Here is an 18,368-nt window from a genome sequence, read left to right on the forward strand (position 1 = left end):
CGCAGCAAAAAGGACGCGGAAAACCTACATTCGCAGCAATTTTAAATAATGTATTTCAATCCTGATAGGGGCCGGATTTGTCAAAAACGAAACAATTTAAAGGATTATCGGAAGCTCAAACGTAACGCTCGCTCCTCTTTCGACCTGGTTGATTAAGACTGATCCTTCGTGGCGCTGGGCAACCGCAGAGACGATTGACAAACCCAGGCCACTGCCTTCGGAATATTCCAACTGGGAGAACCGACTAAATGCAGCTTCGCTTTGGTCGGGCGAAAGGCCAGCGCCGTCATCAGCGACAGTAAGCCCAACGTTTCCGCCGTCAGAACGCAGCACGACTGAAATGCGGCTCAGTTTAGCGCCACCGTGCTTAACAGCATTGTCTAACAGGTTCTTTAGAGCTTCAGTTAGAAACACCCGATCACCTGATACTATGACCGCCGTCTCGGGCATAGTGACATCAAACTCGATGCCTTTTGCAAGAATGTGAACTCCCATTTCTGCGCAGGCTTCTTCGACAACCGAGCGGAAATCAATTTCAACCATTTGATCTTGGTGCGTCGGTTGCCTGAGCCGTTCAAGTGATAGCAGTTGTTCAGCGACTGTTGCTGAGTTCTTTGCCGCTGCGACAAGCTCGATGATGCGTTTATCGCGGTCTTCATCGGTATTCGCATCTCGAAGCGCTTCGGCCATCGACTGAACGGCGGCCGCAGGGTTCCGTAGCTGATGTGCGGCTTCGGATATGAACACCTGATGGGCATTGATACTTTTTTCCACCTGTCCAAAGAGTCGGTTCAAGGTTTTGACGACACCTTGAACTTCGACCGGTACAGGGCGTTTGATCTCACTCAGGTCATCTGGGGAGCGCAGGTCGATTGCGTCCTGTAAATCCAGGAGGGGCCGCAGGCCGCGAGCAACTCCGAACCATACCACAAATGCCAGAGTGGCAAGTAGGATTCCCATGAGAATTCCTGCGCGGATTGACAGCTCATTTGCAAACGCGTTGCGATCCGCCATACGTTGCCAAACTGTGACCGTCGCATCTCCTATCAAATTTTCTATGGTCACACGTTCTGTCAGCTTAAGAACTCGCACCGGCTCGTCGCGATAGAGTGCTTCGAAAAACTGCGGCCTGTTCGCCTCTTGAGCAGACGGGTTCGCGGGTGCCGGAGGGTATGCATAGCCAGTCACGTAGATGCCACCCGGGCCCGTAACATGATAAAAGATCTCTCCGCCCGACGCGTCGCGGATCAAGCTGCGCGTGGTGGGCGAAAGTGCGTCACCTCCTGAAATCGCGACATCTCGTGAAATTGCAAGACCGGCAGATAGCAGGCTGTCGTCGAACAGCTCCTGAGCCGTTTCCTGGGCAATCATAAAGCGCCAAAGCCCAAGAAGGATCGCAAGCAACACCAAGGGTGTCAGGATAAGAATGAAGAGTCGTAGCCTGAGGGAGCCGTGCCTGATCACTTCTGCACCTCAAGAAGGTACCCCAGACCGCGCGCTGTCTTGATCTTAATGCCGAGAGGCTGAAGGCGTTTTCGTAACCGCGACACATGAGGTTCAACGGCTGAGTCATCGACATCGGCCCCAACGCCATAGACATAATCTGTGAGTTGGCTTTTAGGAACAATTCTGCCCCGACGCTCCAACAGGCATTCAAGCACCGCTATTTCCCGCCGTGGTATATCCATGACTTCGCCCTGAACACTAACCTGACGCGATGCGCGGTCGAATTCGAGGCTACCGATGCTCTCCCGCGCTCCGTAGTCAAGTTCTTTGCGCCGAGAAAGTGCTCGGACGCGTGCTTCTAACTCGTCCATTTCGAAGGGTTTGACCAGATAGTCATCTGCGCCCATATCCAAACCGGTCACCCGGTCGCTTGTTTCGGTGCGCGCTGTTAGCAGGATCACGGGCGCACTGTCACCACGTTCGCGAAGCGACCTCAGGATGTCCAACCCTGACCGGCCGGGTAGGTTGATATCCAAAACGATCAAATCCGCGCCTTCTTGTTGAAGGTAAAGGTCGGCCGCATCTCCGTCAGTCAGTATATCTGCCGCATGACCTCGGTCACGAAGGCGATAAGCAATGGCATTGGCGAGTGGCTCATTGTCCTCGACTATGACGATCCGCATCGGGTCTCCCGCAAGTTTCGCGCAAGGTTGGCGCTCCATGATTGCCAGATGGGAGGGGGAATCAACCCCACAGTTCTATTTGCGATCACGGTAGCGCCGGGGGCGATGACGTGATTGTCTGGTCAACAGGGAGGAACCAATGACCATTTCCAACTTCACCCGTCGCGCCGTCGTGGGGCTGATCGCCGCCGCCGGTATCGCTGCACCTGCCGCTGCCGAGGTTGATTTCTCTGGCAAGACCATCGAATGGGTCATCCCGTTCTCGGAAACGGGTGGTTCGGCGAAATGGGCCAACTTCTTTGCGCCGCTTCTGTCCGAAGCTCTTCCGGGTCAACCGACCGTGGTCGTGAAATTTATGCCAGGTGCTGGTTCGACCAAAGGCGCAAACTGGTTCCAGGAACAAAGCCACGATGATGGAACCTTGTTGTTCGGCACTTCCGGTTCAACTCAATTCCCTTATCTGCTGAGCGATCCGCGCGTGCGTTATGAATACAACGACTGGATCCCGGTTATGGCGTCCGGGACGGGTGGTGTCGCCTATCTGAACGCAGAAGATGGTGCCAAGTTTGATGGCTCCGCAAATGCGTTGAAAGACACGAACTTCATCTACGGCTCGCAGGGCGCAACGCGTCTGGATCTCGTGCCGCTGTTGGCATGGCAAATGCTGGGTATGAACGTTGAGCCAGTCTTCGGCATCAAAGGCCGTGGCGATGGTCGTCTGATGTTCGAACGTGGCGAAGCTAACATCGACTATCAGACCTCATCCGGCTATTTGGGTGGATCCGCCCCGCTGGTTGAGGCCGGTCAGGCTGTGCCGATGATGACCTGGGGGGCGCTGGATGCCGATGGAAACATCGTCCGCGACCCGACCTTCCCTGATATTCCAACCTTCAAAGAGGTTTGCGAGGCAACGGATGGTTGTGAAACCAGTGGCGAGGCGTGGGACGCTTGGAAAGCGTTCTTTGTCGCGGGTTTCCCGGTTCAGAAGTTGGCTTTTCTGCCTGGTGATACACCACAGGAAGTGGTCGACGCCTACACCGCAGCGTTTCAGGCTGTGACCGAGCGCGGCGACTTTGCTGATATTTCGTCCAAACGCGTCGGTAAGTACCCGGTATTTGTGGGCGACGGTTCCAAGGCGGCGCTGCAAACCGCGACAAACGTCGACGACAATGCCAAAGGCTACGTTCTGAACTGGCTCAAAGAAGCCTACGGTGTCGAGCTGAACTAAACCCACACACCACAGCGCGCACCCCAATGTCGGGTGCGCGCTTTTTCAAACACAAGACAGTATATGAAAGGCGGCCGCTATGGAGGTTTTCGCCACCGCTCTTCCTGCGCTCAATGATGCGTGGGGTTTGATCCTGCAACCTATCGTACTGGGATATCTTGTTCTCGGTGTCGTTATGGGACTGGCCGTAGGTGTTTTCCCGGGACTTGGCGGTATTGCCGGTTTGTCCCTGTTGCTGCCTTTCATGTTCGGGATGGACCCAATCCTTGGTTTGGCGCTGATGATCGGGATGGTCGCCGTTGTTCCGACCTCTGACACCTTTGCTTCTGTTCTTATGGGGATCCCCGGCAGTTCCGCCTCTCAGGCAACTGTCCTGGACGGCTTCCCAATGGCGAAGAAGGGTGAGGCTGCGCGGGCACTATCTGCCGCGTTCGCTTCATCGCTGTTTGGCGGTTTGGTCGGCGCAACCTTCCTAACAATGTTCATTCTGGTCGCGCGGCCCATCGTTCTGGCGTTTGGTCTACCAGAGATGCTGATGATCACCATCCTCGGCCTTTCCATGGTTGCCATTCTGGCTGGGCGCATCCCCTTAAAGGGCGTCGCAGCTGCTGGGCTTGGGTTGATGGTTGGCACAATTGGTGAGGCGGACGCTGGCGGTTCGCTCCGTATGGCAACCTATGACATTCCGTATCTGACAGATGGTTTGAAGCTGGTCATCGTTGGATTGGGCATCTTTGCCGTTCCCGAAATCGTCTCGCTGCTGCGGCAGGATCGATCGATTGCCAAAGGGGCTTCGCTGGGGGCGGGTTGGCTGGACGGCGTCAAAGACTGGGCCGCGAATATCTGGCTGTCTGTTCGCTGCTCGATCATCGGGGTGGTCGTTGGCGTCATTCCCGGCCTAGGCGGTTCGGTCGTCGACTGGATCGCTTACGGCCATTCGGTTCAATCGACCAAAGATAAAAGCAACTTCGGCAAGGGCGAAGTGCGTGGCGTCATCGGGCCGGAAAGCTCAAACAACGCCAAGGAAGGCGGCGGGCTGGTGCCTACGCTACTGTTCGGCATTCCCGGCTCGGGCTCGATGGCGATCTTCATCGGCGCAGTGGCTCTGTTGGGGTCTGGCGACATCGAGGTCGGTCCAAGCATGCTCAAGGACAATCTCGACATCACCTATTCGATCGTTTGGCTTTTGGCGCTTGCTAACGTCGTGGGCACCATCCTGTGCATCGCGGCTTCCGGAGGCATCGCTAAGCTGACAACGATCCGCTTCACCTATCTGGCACCTTTCCTGTTCATGCTGATCAGCTTTGCAGCCTTCCAGTCCGGTCAGAACTTCGAAGACCTTCTGGCGCTGTTCGTGATCGGCCTGATCGGGATCTTTCTGCGCCGGTTCGATTGGTCGCGCCCTGCCTTTCTTATTGGGTTCGTGCTGTCGAACCCGGTTGAGAAGTTTACCAATCAGGCGTTCCAGATTGCCTCATTCCGGTTCCGCAAAAGCTTCGGTGAGGGCATGGAGTATGTCTTCAGCCCGATCGTGATTGTTCTGATCTTGGTCACTGTGGCTTCGGTCATTTTAGGAATTCGGCAGGCTAAGATGATCATGGCCGAAGGTGAAGTCCAGTCTGGCAGCAAGCGCGCGCCGTTGATCTTCCTGCTGGTGATCATGGCCTACCTAATCGCGGCATTGATCAACGCCAACATGATCCCAGACTACAACATGACCGACAAGATCATCCCGTTGGTGATCGGCAGTGTGTCCTTGTTCTGCTGCGTGATCCTGCTGATCCAGATGATGCGGAGACCCGAGGGTGATGCAATCTTTGCCGATAAGGAAATTGCCGGTGAAGATGCGAGCGCTCCGCATGGGCTTTGGTCGACGTTGGCGTGGTTTGCAGGTCTTATCGCGGCAACGTGGGTTGTTGGTTTCATCCTAGCCCTGATCGGGTTTCTGATTGCCTTCTTCCGCATTCGAGCCGGTTCAAGCTGGCAGATGACGCTGATCCTGACAGCCTGCGGCATCGGTTTCATGTGCATCATGGCAGGCGCTCTGAACCGGGATTTCCCACCGGGACTGTTGCAAGACATGGTGAGCCTGCCATGGCCACTGAAATGAATGCTCCACTGAGGTCCGGCCTGCGAAGCAGACAGGTCGGACAAAGCTGAAAACACAACAGTTTTTGACGGTTTGTAGAGGAGGGGTTCGAGATGACCCAGACAGCAATCCCGTATATTTTTATGCGTGGCGGCACTTCGCGGGGCCCCTATTTTCGTCGCTCTGACCTGCCCGTGGATATGGACACGTTGGCTGATGTGCTGGTCGCTGCCCTAGGGGCTGGGCAGGCGTTTAACATTGACGGAATCGGTGGCGGTACTGCTGTGACGACCAAGGTAGCCATGTTATCTGTCAGCGATGATGAATGGGCCGATATCGATTATTTCTTCGCGCAGGTTTCGGTTGAGGAAAAGCTGGTCGACTTCAAGCCAACTTGTGGAAACATTCTTTCCGGCGTCGCTCCGGCCGCAATTGAAATGGGTTTGTTTCAGCCTCAAGGCGATGAGACCGTGGTCCGGATACGCGCAGTTAATACGGGTGCGCGAGTGGTTGCCAAAGTGCAGACCCCGGGTGGTGAACTGGCCTATGAGGGCGATGCCGAGATTGCCGGAGTTCCTGGGCAATCTGCACCGGTACAACTGAGTTTTATGGGAGTTGTGGGTTCGGCAACGGGTGCATTTCTGCCCACCGGAAATCTGCGCGATACGGTGCAAGGGGTCGAACTGACCTGTATGGATGTCGCGATGCCTATGGCTATGGCCCGCGCCACCGATTTTGGACTAACTGGGTATGAAAGCGCGGAAGAACTGGACGCCAAACGCTCTTTCTTTGCCCAGATGGAGGCAGTTCGGATCGAAGCCGGGGAACTGATGGGTATGGGGGATGTATCGAAATCGGTAACCCCCAAATTCGGGCTGTTGGCACCAGCCAAAGAGGGCGGAACCCTTGCAGTTCGGTATTTCATGCCATGGAAAACTCACCCGACAATGGCCGTTACGGGTGCGCAGTGCATGGCGTCTTGTGCTTTGACGCCCGGAACCGTCGCTGATGGGTTGTTGGACCGACCTAAGGCAAGCCCGGCTGAAGTTGTGCTGGAACACGCTTCTGGGAAGATTGATGTGCTGGTGGACTTCTCGAATGACGGGGACTTCAACGTAAACTCTGCTGGTCTGGTGCGGACTGCGCGAAAGCTTGCAGATGGGCATGTTTACATACCCGGATCTGTGTGGAGCGGCAGTTGAAACTGGGATCTCCGTTATGTATACTAAGGTATACAATATGAAGGTGCCACGATGAACAATTATTCTGAATGCCTCGATATTGCGCGTCAGGAACTCAGGCTGGCGCAGTCGGTCCTGCGGCGGGATATTGCAGAATACCCGACGCCGATCGCCGGGTGCGATGAGCAGTTCAACCATTTGCTGGATCAAAGCGAGCGGGTCCGCAATGCGCTTGCAGCACTCGATACGCTGCATTTTGTGCCGACGCCAAGAAAACTGAACACCGGGCAGGGTTTGGAAAGTCGATGAAGGTTCACATTCTGGATGATTGGTTTGATACTCTGCAGGGCTTGCCTTGTTTTGGAAAGCTATCCGACCATGAAGTGAAGATCTGGACAGATCATGTCGAGGATACCGATGAATTGGCAGCACGGTTGCAGAAGGCCGAAGCGTTGGTTCTGTTTCGCGAACGCACCAAAGTTACCCGCGAGTTGATCGAAAAGCTGCCGAACCTGAGATTGATAAGTCAGCGCAGCGTGTATCCGCACGTTGATGTGCAGGCATGCTCGGACAACGGTGTTCTGCTGTGTTCGAACATGCATGGTGGAACGCCTTCATATGCTGCAGCCGAACTCACTTGGGCGCTGATCATGGCTGGGATGCGCGATTTACCGGCGCAGATGGCCTCGGTCAAAGCGGGGCGGTGGCAGGCCGGAGTTGGCAAGACGCTGAGAGGGCGGCAGCTGGGACTGTACGGCTATGGCCGTATCGCACGCGTTGTCGCGGGCTACGCCGAGGCATTTGGAATGAATGTAGTCTGGTGGTCCTCAGATGAAGGCCGGGTTCGGGCGCAGGCAGATGGTGTTCAGGTCGCCGCGAACCGCGAAGCTTTCTTTGCCAACAGCGATGTTGTCTCGATCCATGTTCGCCTAAAGCCAGGCACAAACGGCATCATTACTGCGTCAGACTTCGCGCACATGAAGCCGGGATCACTGTTTGTGAATACATCTCGTGCTGGCCTTATTGCAAAAGGGGCATTGCTTGGGGCGCTGAATGCCGGTCATCCCGGGAAGGCCGCAATCGATGTCTTCGATTCCGAACCCCTCAATGATCCGAAAGACCCCTTGCTTTCGCATCCAAATCTGATTGCGACGCCGCATATCGGCTTTGTGACCGAGGATGAGTTCGATCTGCAATTTTCGGACATTTTCGATCAAGTGAACGCCTATGCTGCAGGCGCTCCGGTTCACATGATCAACCCCGAGGTTTGGACCAGCGCAGGATAAGGTTGGCCGCTATCGGCGCACCGATGATTACCAACACGATCCTTGTCAGATGATGCGTGATCACAAAGCCCAGATCCGCGCCTGAGACGATGGCCAGAACTGTCATTTCTGCCTGCCCGCCGGGGGCAAAGGCTAAAAATGCCTCGACCGGTTGGCCCAGCCCCAAGGTGGTGACAACGGCAGTGAAAGCGGCCGCCAGAACGGCGAGGACAATGACATAGGCGAAGCCCGCCGCCACCACACGGCGTAGTTCGACCCATGTGACACCTACGAATTTCACGCCGATACCGCAGCCGATAAAGAACTGAGCTGCAAGGATGGCCTCGCGAGGCGGTCGGGTGTGAATGAAGTCGCCCAGTGACAACGCAGCCGTCAGGATCATTGGCCCTAGAATCGACGCTCCGAACAAGCCGATCCGCTCACCGCCTTTCCAGCCGACAAAGGCAGCAAGAACCATCAGCGCCAATTCATGTATCGGCAGGTTGCGCGCGGGCTCTCCGATTGGGTTGGTGAGTTGGGCGTCGTAAAACACCGTAAGAAACAGAGGGGCCAGCGTTACAACAATCAGAACGCGGGTTCCGTGGATCAGGGACAGCGTTCGCGGGTTAGCGCCAGCCTCGGCCCCGAAGATGATCATATCCTGCAATCCGCCGGGCATGGCTGCGTAAAACGCGGTCGTGGTATCAAAGCCCCAGACCTTGCGGAAGAATGGCACTCCGACCAGCGCGATCAGCAGGATAAAGAACGGGATCAGTGCAATCGACGCTGCCATCTTCGGCAGTTCTGCAAATAGGGCTGGGGTAATCGAAGCCCCTACAGCCACGCCGAGTATGGTGCGCGCCGCAATCGAGACCTGACCAAAGCCTTCCATTGGAGCATGAGCCAGAGCCGCGATCAGACACGCGCTCATCGGGCCGAACAGAAAAGGCAATGGCAGATCCAACGCCCAGAATAGCCCTGTGCCAAGAAGTGCCAAGCCCAGTGTTAGGGCCCGCTTCGCTAGGAGAGAAGGTGTTTTGTTCTGGGTGGGCAAAGTGCAGCTTCCGACTATATTGACTCACTATGTATCCAAATGTATACAATTGGACTCAAGAAGACAAGTGAGCACGCGATGACCATTCAGGACGACCCCTTACAGCCTGGCCCGCAAGGCAATTCGGCGTATCAACGCCTGTTGGATGAGATTCGCGAGGGCACCCTTCTGCCCGGCGAGCGCCTGCGCGAGATTGAGCTGTCTGAACGGTTGGGTGTCAGCCGAACACCGGTGCGCGAGGCGATCCGGCAGCTGGAGACCGACGGCCTGGTCACGCATGTACCGCGGCAGGGCGCGACCGTCCGCAGTCTGGATTACGCCGAGGTGATGGAACTCTATGAGATGCGCGCAGTGCTCGAGGGCACTGCGGCCCGTCTAGCAGCGCGTGCGGCGTCGGATGTCGAATTGGACGAGTTGGACGTTTTGAATGATCGCTTGGCCGAGGCTGGCACAGGTCCAGACGCGGCTCGGATCAACCGGATATTTCATGCCACACTTTTGGATGCAGCCAAGAACCGTTTTCTCGCGAAATCCATGTTGTCCTTGCAGAAGGCGCTGCTGATCCTTGGGCCGTCGCAATTGTTGGACGGAGATCGGGCCGAAGCGGCAGTCGCTGAACATCGGCGTATCATGGCCGCGCTGAAGGCACGTGATGGCGCGGCGGCCGAGACAGAAATGCGCGGGCATATTCAGGCCGCACAACGAATGCGTATCCGGGCGTTGCAGGAACGCGATCGGACAACCGACGAAAATCACTAGGTAGACAGGATATGGCCACCCAAAAGGAAGCTTACGATATCGCTGTGATCGGTGGCGGGAACGCTGCTTTATGCGCCGCGATAACCGCCGCCGAAGCCGGTGCCCGCGTTCTGATACTGGAAACCGCGCCAAAACCCTATCGCGGAGGAAACTCGCGCCATACGCGCAATTTTCGCTGCATGCATGGTGGCCCTTTGGGCCCGTTGATCGAAGAGTATAGCGAAGACGAATATCTCGCGGACTTGATGAAGGTCACCGGCGGCAAAACTGACGAGCATCTGGCCCGCCTTGCGATCCGCACTTCCGAGGAATGCCTGCCATGGATGGAAGAGCACGGTGTCAGGTTTCAACCCTCTCTTTCCGGAACACTTTCTTTGGCACGGACAAATGCCTTTTTTATGGGAGGCGGGAAGTCTCTGGTGAATGCTTATTACCGAACTGCGGCGGGTTTGGGTATCGATGTTTTGTATGAAGCCGCCGTCACGCATTTGGAGCTGAACGGGGATCGGATCGAATGGGTCGACTATACCTATGAAGGTCAAAACCACCGGATAATGCCAAAGGCAGTCATCGTCGCCTCGGGCGGGTTTCAGGCCGATACGGATTGGCTGACCCGTGCATGGGGTGAGCCTGCAAAAAACTTTCTGATCCGAGGCACTCCTTATAACCGAGGCGTGGTCCTGGCTGATCTTCTGGATCAAGGCGTCGAGAGTGTTGGCGACCCGACCCAATGCCACGCCGTTGCTATCGATGGGCGTGCACCGAAATTTGACGGTGGTATTGTCACCCGTCTGGATTGTGTGCCGTTTTCGATCGTCGTGAACAAGGATGCCGAGCGCTTCTACGATGAGGGCGAGGATGTCTGGCCCAAGCGCTATGCAATCTGGGGGCGCTTGGTGGCAGCCCAACCAGATCAAGTTGGCTATGTGATCATCGACGCCAATTCGTTGAATCTGTTCATGCCGTCGGTGTTTCCACCGCTGAAGGCAGATACGTTGGAAGAACTGGCCGGGATGATGGGCCTGCCTGCCGAAAAGTTGACCGCAACAATCGCTGAATTCAACGCCGCCTGCGGAGACACCAGCGCCTTTCATCCGACAGAGCTGGACGGCGTTTCAACATCTGGCTTGAACCCGCCCAAGACCAACTGGGCGCGTCCGATCACCGAGCCGCCATTTTACGGTTATTCGCTGCGTACGGGCGTAACCTTCACCTATTTGGGCCTCAAAGTCGACGACGCCGCGCAATGTTCGAGCGCCGACGGCAAGATCAAAAACATGTGGGCGGCTGGCGAAACCATGGCGGGCTCGATCCTTGGGCAAGGCTATCTAGCCGGTTTCGGCATGACCATCGGAACCGTCTTTGGACGCATCGCAGGACGTGAGGCCGCCGCTTATGCAAATTGAATTGATACAGGAAGCCCGCCGTCAGGCTGAAATTTGCAACGCCTGCCGCTATTGCGAGGGCTATTGCTCGGTCTTTCCGTCGCTTCATGCGGAACGCGCGTTCTCGGATGGGGACATCACGCAACTGGCCAACCTGTGCCACAACTGCCGCGGCTGCTACTACGCCTGCCAGTACACAGTCCCGCACGAGTTCGACCTGAATTTGCCGAAGGCTCTGGCCGAGGTGCGGAGGGACAGCTGGGAAAGCTTCGCATGGCCGCAGCCGTTGGCGCGCCGATTTCACACCCATGGCGGGGCGATTGCGCTGGCACTTGTGGTCGGATTTGCCCTGTTGTTCTGGGCAATTCGCGCGATAGGTTCCAGCGGAGGGGACGGGTTTTATGCCGTTCTGTCGCATAATGCGATTGTTGCGATTTTTGCTCCGGCATTCTTGCTGCCACTCTTTAGCATTGCCATCAGCCTAAGGCGCTATTGGGCCGAGGTGGGGGGAAAACCCATCAAAATGGCGGACCTGCTGGCCGCCTTCAAACGAGCGGGTAAAATGCAGGATCTTGCCGCAGGTCATGGTGAAGGCTGTAATTTTGAAGACGAAGACCGGTTCAGTCAGGCGCGACGTCATATTCACCACGCGATCATGTATGGCTTCCTGCTTTGCTTCGCGTCGACCTCGATTGCAACGGTTATGCATTATGGCTTTGGAATGCATGCGCCGTACGGGTTCTGGTCTTTGCCCAAACTATTCGGAATCTCCGGCGGTGTGTTGTTGACAGTGGGTTGCTGCGCCATGGCAATTCTCAAGCAAAGGTCCGATCGCAATCTCGGTGATGCTTCGGCATGGGGCGGCGATATCGGTTTCATCCTGTTGCTGGGATTCGTCGGTTTTAGCGGACTTGCTCTTTACGCTTTCGGATCAACGGCTTTGATGCCCGCGTTGCTTGCTATTCATCTTGGATCGGTCCTGACATTCTTCCTGCTAACGCCCTACACCAAGATGGCCCACGGTTTCTATCGGCTTGCTGCTCTTATCAAAGATGCGCAACGGAAAAGAGATAGTTACTAGGCTGCGGCGACCCTGTCGCCCCTTGGGAAGCGGTAGAAAAGTATACTTAAATCGCAGCTTGAGGTCTGACTTTGGGATCAGACAGGGCGGTCCCACCTTGGTGTCGTTGAAGCAAATTGCCCTCCTGTATGTAGAGCGCAATCACGATCATGATTCAGCCTAGCGACCGGCACCTCTAGATCGCGCAGCCCGGGCCGATAATGGCCCGGGCCACCCCCAGTTTGCTTTAGCTGGCCAGGCCGCAGGAGGAAGAGTCGCTGTTGTTGGTGGTGTCTGTTTCCGTCACACCATCGGCCGGATTGGCATTGACGGTGATCTTGAAGGGGATCTGCTCGCCACCTTTGACCTCGTCCGGGAATTCGAGCGATAGCGTGGTCTCATCCCCGTTTGGCCCCAGTGCTGGTGTCGGCAGATCGACCACCACGCCGCTCTGGAAGAAATCGACCCGCGTGGTCGAAGGCCCGGCAGCCCCTGCACCAATGTTACGCACGATGATCCTCAACTTGCGCGGCTCCTCACAATACCAAGCCGGGAAGGGCGGCGGGCCGGGCGGGAAGGGCTGCACCGGGATCAGGTCCGGCTTGTCCTCGGGTGGGGGCGGCGGCGGAGGTGGCGGTGGCGGGGGCGGTACCTTTTTGATCAGCCGAGGCACGACCGGTTCGACATCGATGGTTTCCACTTCGCCTTCACCATGGGCGGCGGTGTAGACCGCGACCACGTCCAGCGGTGTTTCGCTGTCGATAAAGACAAACCCTTTTAAGAAACAGCATTCGGCCACCCGCAGGTGTCGTGCCACATCTTCGCAATCGATCTCCATCGATTCCCAGGGACCGAGTTTGTTCTTCGTTCTGGCCGAGACATTGCCCGGTTTTTCGTTTGGCAAGGCCGACGACACCCGTTTACGAAAACGCACAGCATCGCCGCTGCCGTTTCCGATGTTGATTGCTGTGTGATAGCGGCCCTGGGACAAAATGCGGCCCTTGGAACAGCCGCAGACGAACTTGACGGCGTAACGATAGGTCATCTTCGTTTCTTCCTCCTCGCAGCAAGGGGTGTCATCTTCGGCGCGGTTCACCTCCATTCGGCGAAGGGCGACGTTGTTGTCACCAAGCGCCAGTCGATCGACAGGCAGACTGCCTGCGATCGTTTCGACATTGCTGCGGTCTTCTGGCGTATCCACGCTGGCAAGAATGTATTCCTCGCACAGGTCCTCGGGGCACCATGGGATCGGGCCGACGATCACTTCGTCGCCACAATGCACTGATTGGCCGATAGGTTCGCCTACGATAAGCGGATCCCAGTCATCCGGCCATGTGGTGCCCTTGCCTTCCGTCGCGCGGGCTAGTGACAAAGTCACTGATTGGGCTGGGTAGTTGCCGCGATTGCCGATCCGGACATACAGATAATTCTCGACGCAGCGGCGCGGAGTCTCGTGGTCGGTGCCGCCGTCAGGGCGGTGCCGATTCCAGATGCCGGGAGCATTGTTGCCCGGTTGGTGCCAAGGGTATTCACCCTGCCGTCCGTCATCAATGAAGACGTCAACATCAGGCGGGGATCCGTTGTAGAGCGCCTGTTTCTCAAAGCCCCAGCGTACCACTTTGTGTGCCCAGCCTCCGGCTGCACCGTCGAATTGAGCAGTGTTCTCGTCTGATTCCTGTAAGGCGCGGGAAAAACCTTCGACTGTGTTGGGCACGATCCCGGCCAAAAGCGGCACCGCCTGCAGGATCAGATAGATCGTGTAGCGGCTGGCATGCAGCCTGTCGTCTAGTTCTGTGGAATCACCTCCGAGAGATCGATAGATTCGGCCCAAAGTAGTGGCATTGATCTCGGTTGACCGATATCCGCCCACGTCCATCGTGCCACCCCAGCCCCAACCCGAGGCGACCGACCGATCCCATCGCCGGGTGATCAGGTTGCTGAAGGGGAAGGTGCGGAAACGATCCGGCGCGATACCCTGCGGATCGTAAAGTATTGCCGCCAGCGCGTCACCAAAGCCATGACAAAAGCCGAAATTAGGCCAATTGAGATGATCCCACAGCACCGCATGCCCGAATTCATGCGCCGATACGCGCGAGTCTGTGGCCATGCCGACTGTGGAGCCATTTGCCGCAAGCGCATAACGAAAGCGTAGTACACCATTGCCTATGGCATTGCCTGGCGCCTGAGCATTCACCGGTCCTGCAATGGGATTGAACCAGCGGTGATCAACATCCACTGGGAAGGTCACCCCGTCGAAATAGCTGGGCAGATCGAAGCCCAAAGACTGGACGAAGCGATACAGGAAATCATGGTTGTAGTACGCACAGACCGCCGCGAAATCGTCGCTGTCGGCGGGATAATCAAAGATCGATGCGGCACCGGCGTTTTCAGTCGGTGGGGCGATGTTCGGTGTGTCGAGATCCCGTACCGCCACCAATTCGCCGCTTAGTTCCACCGGTGCGCCTCCGCCCGGTAATATCAACCGTTCCAGCGCCACCAGTTCGCGTTGCGCATCCAAAAGCGCAACCGGGGCCGTCGGATCAAGCTCTGAATCTCCTGAAAGTGATATCGGGTCGTCTGTGAAGACGTAGCCCGAAACACACCCCACCAATGGCCGGATGTAAAGCACCGCGCCGGTCTCCCAATCGACCAATGCTCGCCAGTTCAGCTCTCCGTAGTCGGGAATTTTGCAGCCAAAATGCACAAGGCTTACGAAACGCCATTCGCCGTCCTTGATGCCCTTTGGCACACGACCAATCTCTGGCAGCGGGGTTAACTCGGCCCCTTCGATCTCGCCCGGTTCTTTGTGTGGCAGGCGATGTTCTGCGTCGTAGCGATAGACAAAGTCCCGGGTGTCATTAACCTTGAATTTTGTGAACTTGGCCCCTTTCACAGCTTCGCGCAGAACCGTGCCAGCTTGTTTGTCGCGGCCAGCAGGCGGAGTAGGGGCGTTGCTGAGTTCGATATCGGCAGCAACACTTGAGGACGAACCGGTGACCACATTGTCTGGGCCGGCCATGCGTAGTGTCAGACCGCGCTCCCAGACCGGAACACCGTGATGGGTCTGACGAAAGGTGTAGACCAGAAAAGACTGTACTGCCTTGGCTTCTTCCAGCCGTAGCTTGCTGCCCTCCTCGCGATTGTACTTGCCTGAAACACTCTCGCCGAGCCTGTCAAGAAAATCAGGCTTTATCCGGTAAAGCCCCGCCACTTCGGCGGCATAAGCCTGCGCCACATCCAGCGCACTGTTTCCTTTAGAACGCCCTCGAAGAGGGTCGCCATGATGCTGAAGTCCAATGATCGCGCCGTCTGGCGCGCGTTCAAATACTGTTTCGGGCATGTTTGCCTCCGTTCAAAAGCAATCTGAAACGCTGGCCCAGAGGCCCCGGATCGCCCGGCCGAACGGCAAAGAAAAAGAACTTGTTGTAATAAAAAAGAATAACGTAGCGCGATGGCCGGAGAGACCCAGCGGCGATCCTGCCAACAAATCTATCGTAACATTTATTGCCGATTCCCGCAAAAATCTGCCCGCTAAGCCGGAAGGCGCGATCACCTTTGTTTTGCTATCGCCGCTCACCCGAGGCTCTCGGTCAATGCGGAGCTGTAGGTGCAGGTATGCAACGGCTAGCGCCTTACAACTGGCATCGAATTTGCAAAGCCATTGCGGATGTAATCACTGTGTTGCTGAAGAAGAGGGTCATCAGACTAGGAAGCCATGAATATCCTCTACGCGGACATTCACATTGATGGCCTAGAATGGTGCGACCGGATTTTCGGGAAATACCGTCCTATCGCACCGCTGCATTGCCTGACCAGTCGTTCGCGACAACGCTTGGCATTTTGGGCGCTATTAGAAATGGTGGCGCGGAATTGCGAGCGCGGCGAGATGAGTTTTCCGCATTCCTGTTGCATAAGCTACATCAGCTTTGTTTGGGCATACCCAAGCAACCATCTTGGGTTGGTGCACAAAGATGGTAACCTGATCTGCAAGACGATTGCAGGAGAAATGCCATGAACAATTCGTCGCAGCTTTGGGGCACCATGTCAGTGCGCGATCATCTTCGACCGAGCGCTTTCGTCGCCGAGTTGGTGCTTTTCGAGACACTGGTGATCCCCCGGCCACCGCAAGGAGCGACTTGGCCTGCAAAATGGAACCCGGTGCGCCAGGGCAAGATACTAAGCTGGATTCCCAGAGATCGTTTGATGGAGGTTTCCTGGGACAACGCGCACCACTTGGAGTGGAAAAAACGAAAGATCGCTACGGACGCCGAAATGGATGTGGTCGATCTTCAGCAACAGCCCGGATTCGAAGCAGCGCAAAAGGAAGAGGATTTCGATGCGCCTGCGTTTCACCTAACCCGTCGGGTTCTTCAGGATTTCGTGGATGCCAAACGGAACCGGGCGCTAATCAAGGGAATACCTCTCACCGAGGTCGCAGTTATCCCGGCCTATGATGGCCCTCAGGCTTTCCTTGATGACACTCCAGAGCAGGAACCTTTGCTGCGCGCGTTTGGTTGGGAATTTCTGGTTCCACATCACGAAACTGCTGAGGGCAAGACACGCTCTCATCAAGATCAGATCAAGGCCGCGCTTGATCTTTGCGCAATGCCTGAGGTGCAGGAACACCGCAACGCCTTGCGTGCCTGGACATCGGTCGAAGCTTTGAGAGGAACCAGCAAACAAGAGGCGCGCGAGCGCATGGAGACGCTGGTTAAGGCCTACGCAAAGGCTGTTGCAGCCACCAAAATACCAGTCAGATTGAAATGGGGCGCGGGCATCGCTGAATTCATTGGTGCGATCGCAGCTCTGTCCATCAATCCTGCCTTCGCACTGCTCGGACCGGCGATCAAATTGGGCGAAACAGCAGTCGAGCCCCGTGTTGAAAAGGCGGCAGAGAATCCTGATGCCATAAAACCCGCAGGATTAATCCATGCCATGCGAGAAGAGTTCACAAATGCTCAGGTCGCACACCTGAACTTTGACGACGCTCAGCGGACCAGGATCGAAGATCACTGGCCCAACGGGTCGCCATATCTATTCCTTTAGCGAATGATAAGAATCCCATCATCAACACATAGACATACGCATTGGGCGTATTCACTGGTCATGGCTGAATGGGTGTGGATCGCTTTGGTGCTGGATCCGGATGATGCCCAGAGGTCTCAAAACTCTGATGTTTCTTATGCAGAAAGGGGTAGGTGATTTGTCGGCAGCGCAAAGGCTCTTTCATGTGCCGTGGTTTTTTGACGGGCTCATTGGGCTTTGAACGGTTTTAAGCTTTCTTGAAACTGTTCGATGAATTCGAGTGTCACTAGTGACGGTTGTTTCAATATTGGGCGCACAAGCGATAGTGTATGTGGAAGCAATGGCTTGAACGGCCTATAGCTCAATCCACGCGTTGAATACTGGATGGCGTCCAACTCGCTTACCACGGAAACTCCGACACCTTTTAGTGCCAACTCACAAGCTGCGGTGAACTGCCTGACTTCGATGTGGGAATTCAACTCTACGTTGGCGTTCTGAAACGCTTTGGAAAGCCGCCCAAAAAAGTCGCTGTCGCGTCGTGTATGTATAATTTTAGCCGTTGTAATATCCGCTGGTGTCACCTCAGAGAGGCTTTCCAATTCATGCCCGGTGGGAAACACGCAAACTGTGCGGACATTGATGTTTCTGCTTTCAACGGCCGGGTGACCGTTAAAGCTGTCCGTGATCCCGAAATCATACTGCTCACCTATCATCCACTCGAGAATCCGTTCCGGTCGGTCTGGTTCAATCGTCAGGGTGACGCCGGGCCGATCCTGCAAAAACTTGGCGACGACATCGGGAAGATGACTTGTGGCGAACCCCGGTAAGCAAGCGACGCGGATGTGACCCGCTTTGCGCTGTGTGATGTCCTGACTGACATCCGAGATTTGCTTCATCAATTCCAGAACGCGCTCTACGCTGGGTTGCAGATATCGTACCTCCTGCGACGGCACCAAGCGACCTTCGCGGCGATCAAAAAGCTGAAAGCCAAGTGATTTTTCCAAATCAGAAAGCAGTCTGCTGACTGCGGGCTGACTTATCCCAAGATCCGTTGCCGCAGCAGTGACCGACCCATTGGTGGAAACGGCCATGAGCGCTTCCAATTGCCGGATCCGCAAAGTTTGACTCATATTTTGAACCTGGTTCGTTGTTTCCCTGGTTGGTTTATAATGTAATGTTATGTTTTTCTCAAA

General features: G+C 56.0%; 15 protein-coding genes. 10 read left to right on the top strand and 5 right to left on the bottom strand.

Annotated elements, in window-relative coordinates:
* Positions 1–96: 96 nt before the first annotated feature.
* Together ACR0MP_RS11350 and ACR0MP_RS11355 are read right to left on the bottom strand one after the other, a co-directional pair.
* Positions 97–1,464, bottom strand: a complete 1,368-nt coding sequence (locus tag ACR0MP_RS11350; RefSeq protein WP_480886833.1) for a sensor histidine kinase — start codon at positions 1,462–1,464, stop codon at positions 97–99.
* Entirely contained in the window at positions 1,461–2,129 is a 669-nt protein-coding gene (locus ACR0MP_RS11355) for a response regulator transcription factor (RefSeq protein ID WP_170736999.1), read from the bottom strand. The genes ACR0MP_RS11350 and ACR0MP_RS11355 overlap by 4 nt, the downstream gene beginning before the upstream one ends.
* Before the next feature lie 139 nt (positions 2,130–2,268).
* Here ACR0MP_RS11355 and ACR0MP_RS11360 point away from each other — a divergent pair, with 139 nt between their 5' ends.
* From ACR0MP_RS11360 to ACR0MP_RS11380, 5 genes are all read left to right on the top strand, one after another.
* Positions 2,269–3,357 (top strand): type 2 periplasmic-binding domain-containing protein, encoded by a 1,089-nt coding sequence (locus ACR0MP_RS11360; protein WP_170402506.1) that lies wholly within the window; start codon positions 2,269–2,271, stop codon positions 3,355–3,357.
* 79 nt (positions 3,358–3,436) lie between these two features.
* Positions 3,437–5,467 carry a tripartite tricarboxylate transporter permease gene (locus ACR0MP_RS11365; RefSeq protein WP_170402503.1) on the top strand — a complete coding sequence of 677 codons (2,031 nt, stop codon included), beginning with the start codon at positions 3,437–3,439 and terminating at the stop codon, positions 5,465–5,467.
* Between the two features lie 92 nt (positions 5,468–5,559).
* On the top strand, positions 5,560–6,648 hold the full coding sequence (locus ACR0MP_RS11370; RefSeq protein WP_480886836.1) for a 4-oxalomesaconate tautomerase: 1,089 nt from the start codon (positions 5,560–5,562) through the stop codon (positions 6,646–6,648).
* A 51-nt stretch (positions 6,649–6,699) separates the two neighbouring features.
* Entirely contained in the window at positions 6,700–6,936 is a 237-nt protein-coding gene (locus ACR0MP_RS11375) for a hypothetical protein (RefSeq protein WP_170513062.1), read from the top strand.
* Entirely contained in the window at positions 6,933–7,913 is a 981-nt protein-coding gene (locus ACR0MP_RS11380; protein WP_170402496.1) for a D-2-hydroxyacid dehydrogenase family protein, read from the top strand. Before ACR0MP_RS11375 ends, ACR0MP_RS11380 begins: the two co-directional genes overlap by 4 nt.
* On the opposite strand, the gene ACR0MP_RS11385 is transcribed toward ACR0MP_RS11380, so the two are convergent.
* Positions 7,882–8,946 carry an AbrB family transcriptional regulator gene (locus ACR0MP_RS11385; RefSeq protein WP_170402494.1) on the bottom strand — a complete coding sequence of 355 codons (1,065 nt, stop codon included), beginning with the start codon at positions 8,944–8,946 and terminating at the stop codon, positions 7,882–7,884. The two genes, ACR0MP_RS11380 and ACR0MP_RS11385, sit on opposite strands and share 32 nt — an antisense overlap.
* Positions 8,947–9,024: 78 nt before the next feature.
* On the opposite strand from ACR0MP_RS11385, the gene ACR0MP_RS11390 reads away from it, so the two are divergent.
* Genes ACR0MP_RS11390 through tcuB form a run of 3 tightly spaced genes read left to right on the top strand, consistent with a single transcriptional unit; the run spans position 9,025 to position 12,171 of the window.
* On the top strand, positions 9,025–9,705 hold the full coding sequence (locus ACR0MP_RS11390; protein WP_170392730.1) for a GntR family transcriptional regulator: 681 nt from the start codon (positions 9,025–9,027) through the stop codon (positions 9,703–9,705).
* Between the two features lie 11 nt (positions 9,706–9,716).
* Entirely contained in the window at positions 9,717–11,111 is a 1,395-nt protein-coding gene (gene tcuA, locus ACR0MP_RS11395; RefSeq protein ID WP_170818920.1) for an FAD-dependent tricarballylate dehydrogenase TcuA, read from the top strand.
* Positions 11,101–12,171, top strand: coding sequence for a tricarballylate utilization 4Fe-4S protein TcuB (tcuB, locus tag ACR0MP_RS11400; protein WP_480886838.1), 1,071 nt, complete (start codon positions 11,101–11,103; stop codon positions 12,169–12,171). Before tcuA ends, tcuB begins: the two co-directional genes overlap by 11 nt.
* 226 nt (positions 12,172–12,397) lie before the next feature.
* Here the strand turns inward: tcuB and ACR0MP_RS11405 are convergent, their stop codons facing one another.
* Positions 12,398–15,490 carry a hypothetical protein gene (locus ACR0MP_RS11405; protein ID WP_480886840.1) on the bottom strand — a complete coding sequence of 1,031 codons (3,093 nt, stop codon included), beginning with the start codon at positions 15,488–15,490 and terminating at the stop codon, positions 12,398–12,400.
* A gap of 375 nt (positions 15,491–15,865) precedes the next feature.
* Here ACR0MP_RS11405 and ACR0MP_RS11410 point away from each other — a divergent pair, with 375 nt between their 5' ends.
* Both ACR0MP_RS11410 and ACR0MP_RS11415 read left to right on the top strand, forming a co-directional pair.
* Complete coding sequence (locus tag ACR0MP_RS11410; RefSeq protein WP_170402481.1) at positions 15,866–16,165, top strand: hypothetical protein; 300 nt, start codon at positions 15,866–15,868, stop codon at positions 16,163–16,165.
* A complete protein-coding gene (locus ACR0MP_RS11415; protein WP_170402479.1) occupies positions 16,162–17,196 on the top strand; it encodes a hypothetical protein in 1,035 nt (344 codons plus the stop codon). The genes ACR0MP_RS11410 and ACR0MP_RS11415 overlap by 4 nt, the downstream gene beginning before the upstream one ends.
* A 206-nt stretch (positions 17,197–17,402) precedes the next feature.
* Here ACR0MP_RS11415 and ACR0MP_RS11420 read toward each other — a convergent pair whose 3' ends face one another.
* Positions 17,403–18,305 carry a LysR substrate-binding domain-containing protein gene (locus ACR0MP_RS11420; protein ID WP_170402476.1) on the bottom strand — a complete coding sequence of 301 codons (903 nt, stop codon included), beginning with the start codon at positions 18,303–18,305 and terminating at the stop codon, positions 17,403–17,405.
* Positions 18,306–18,368 lie beyond the last annotated feature (63 nt).

It is taken from the genome of Ruegeria sp. K3 (genome assembly GCF_056531845.1).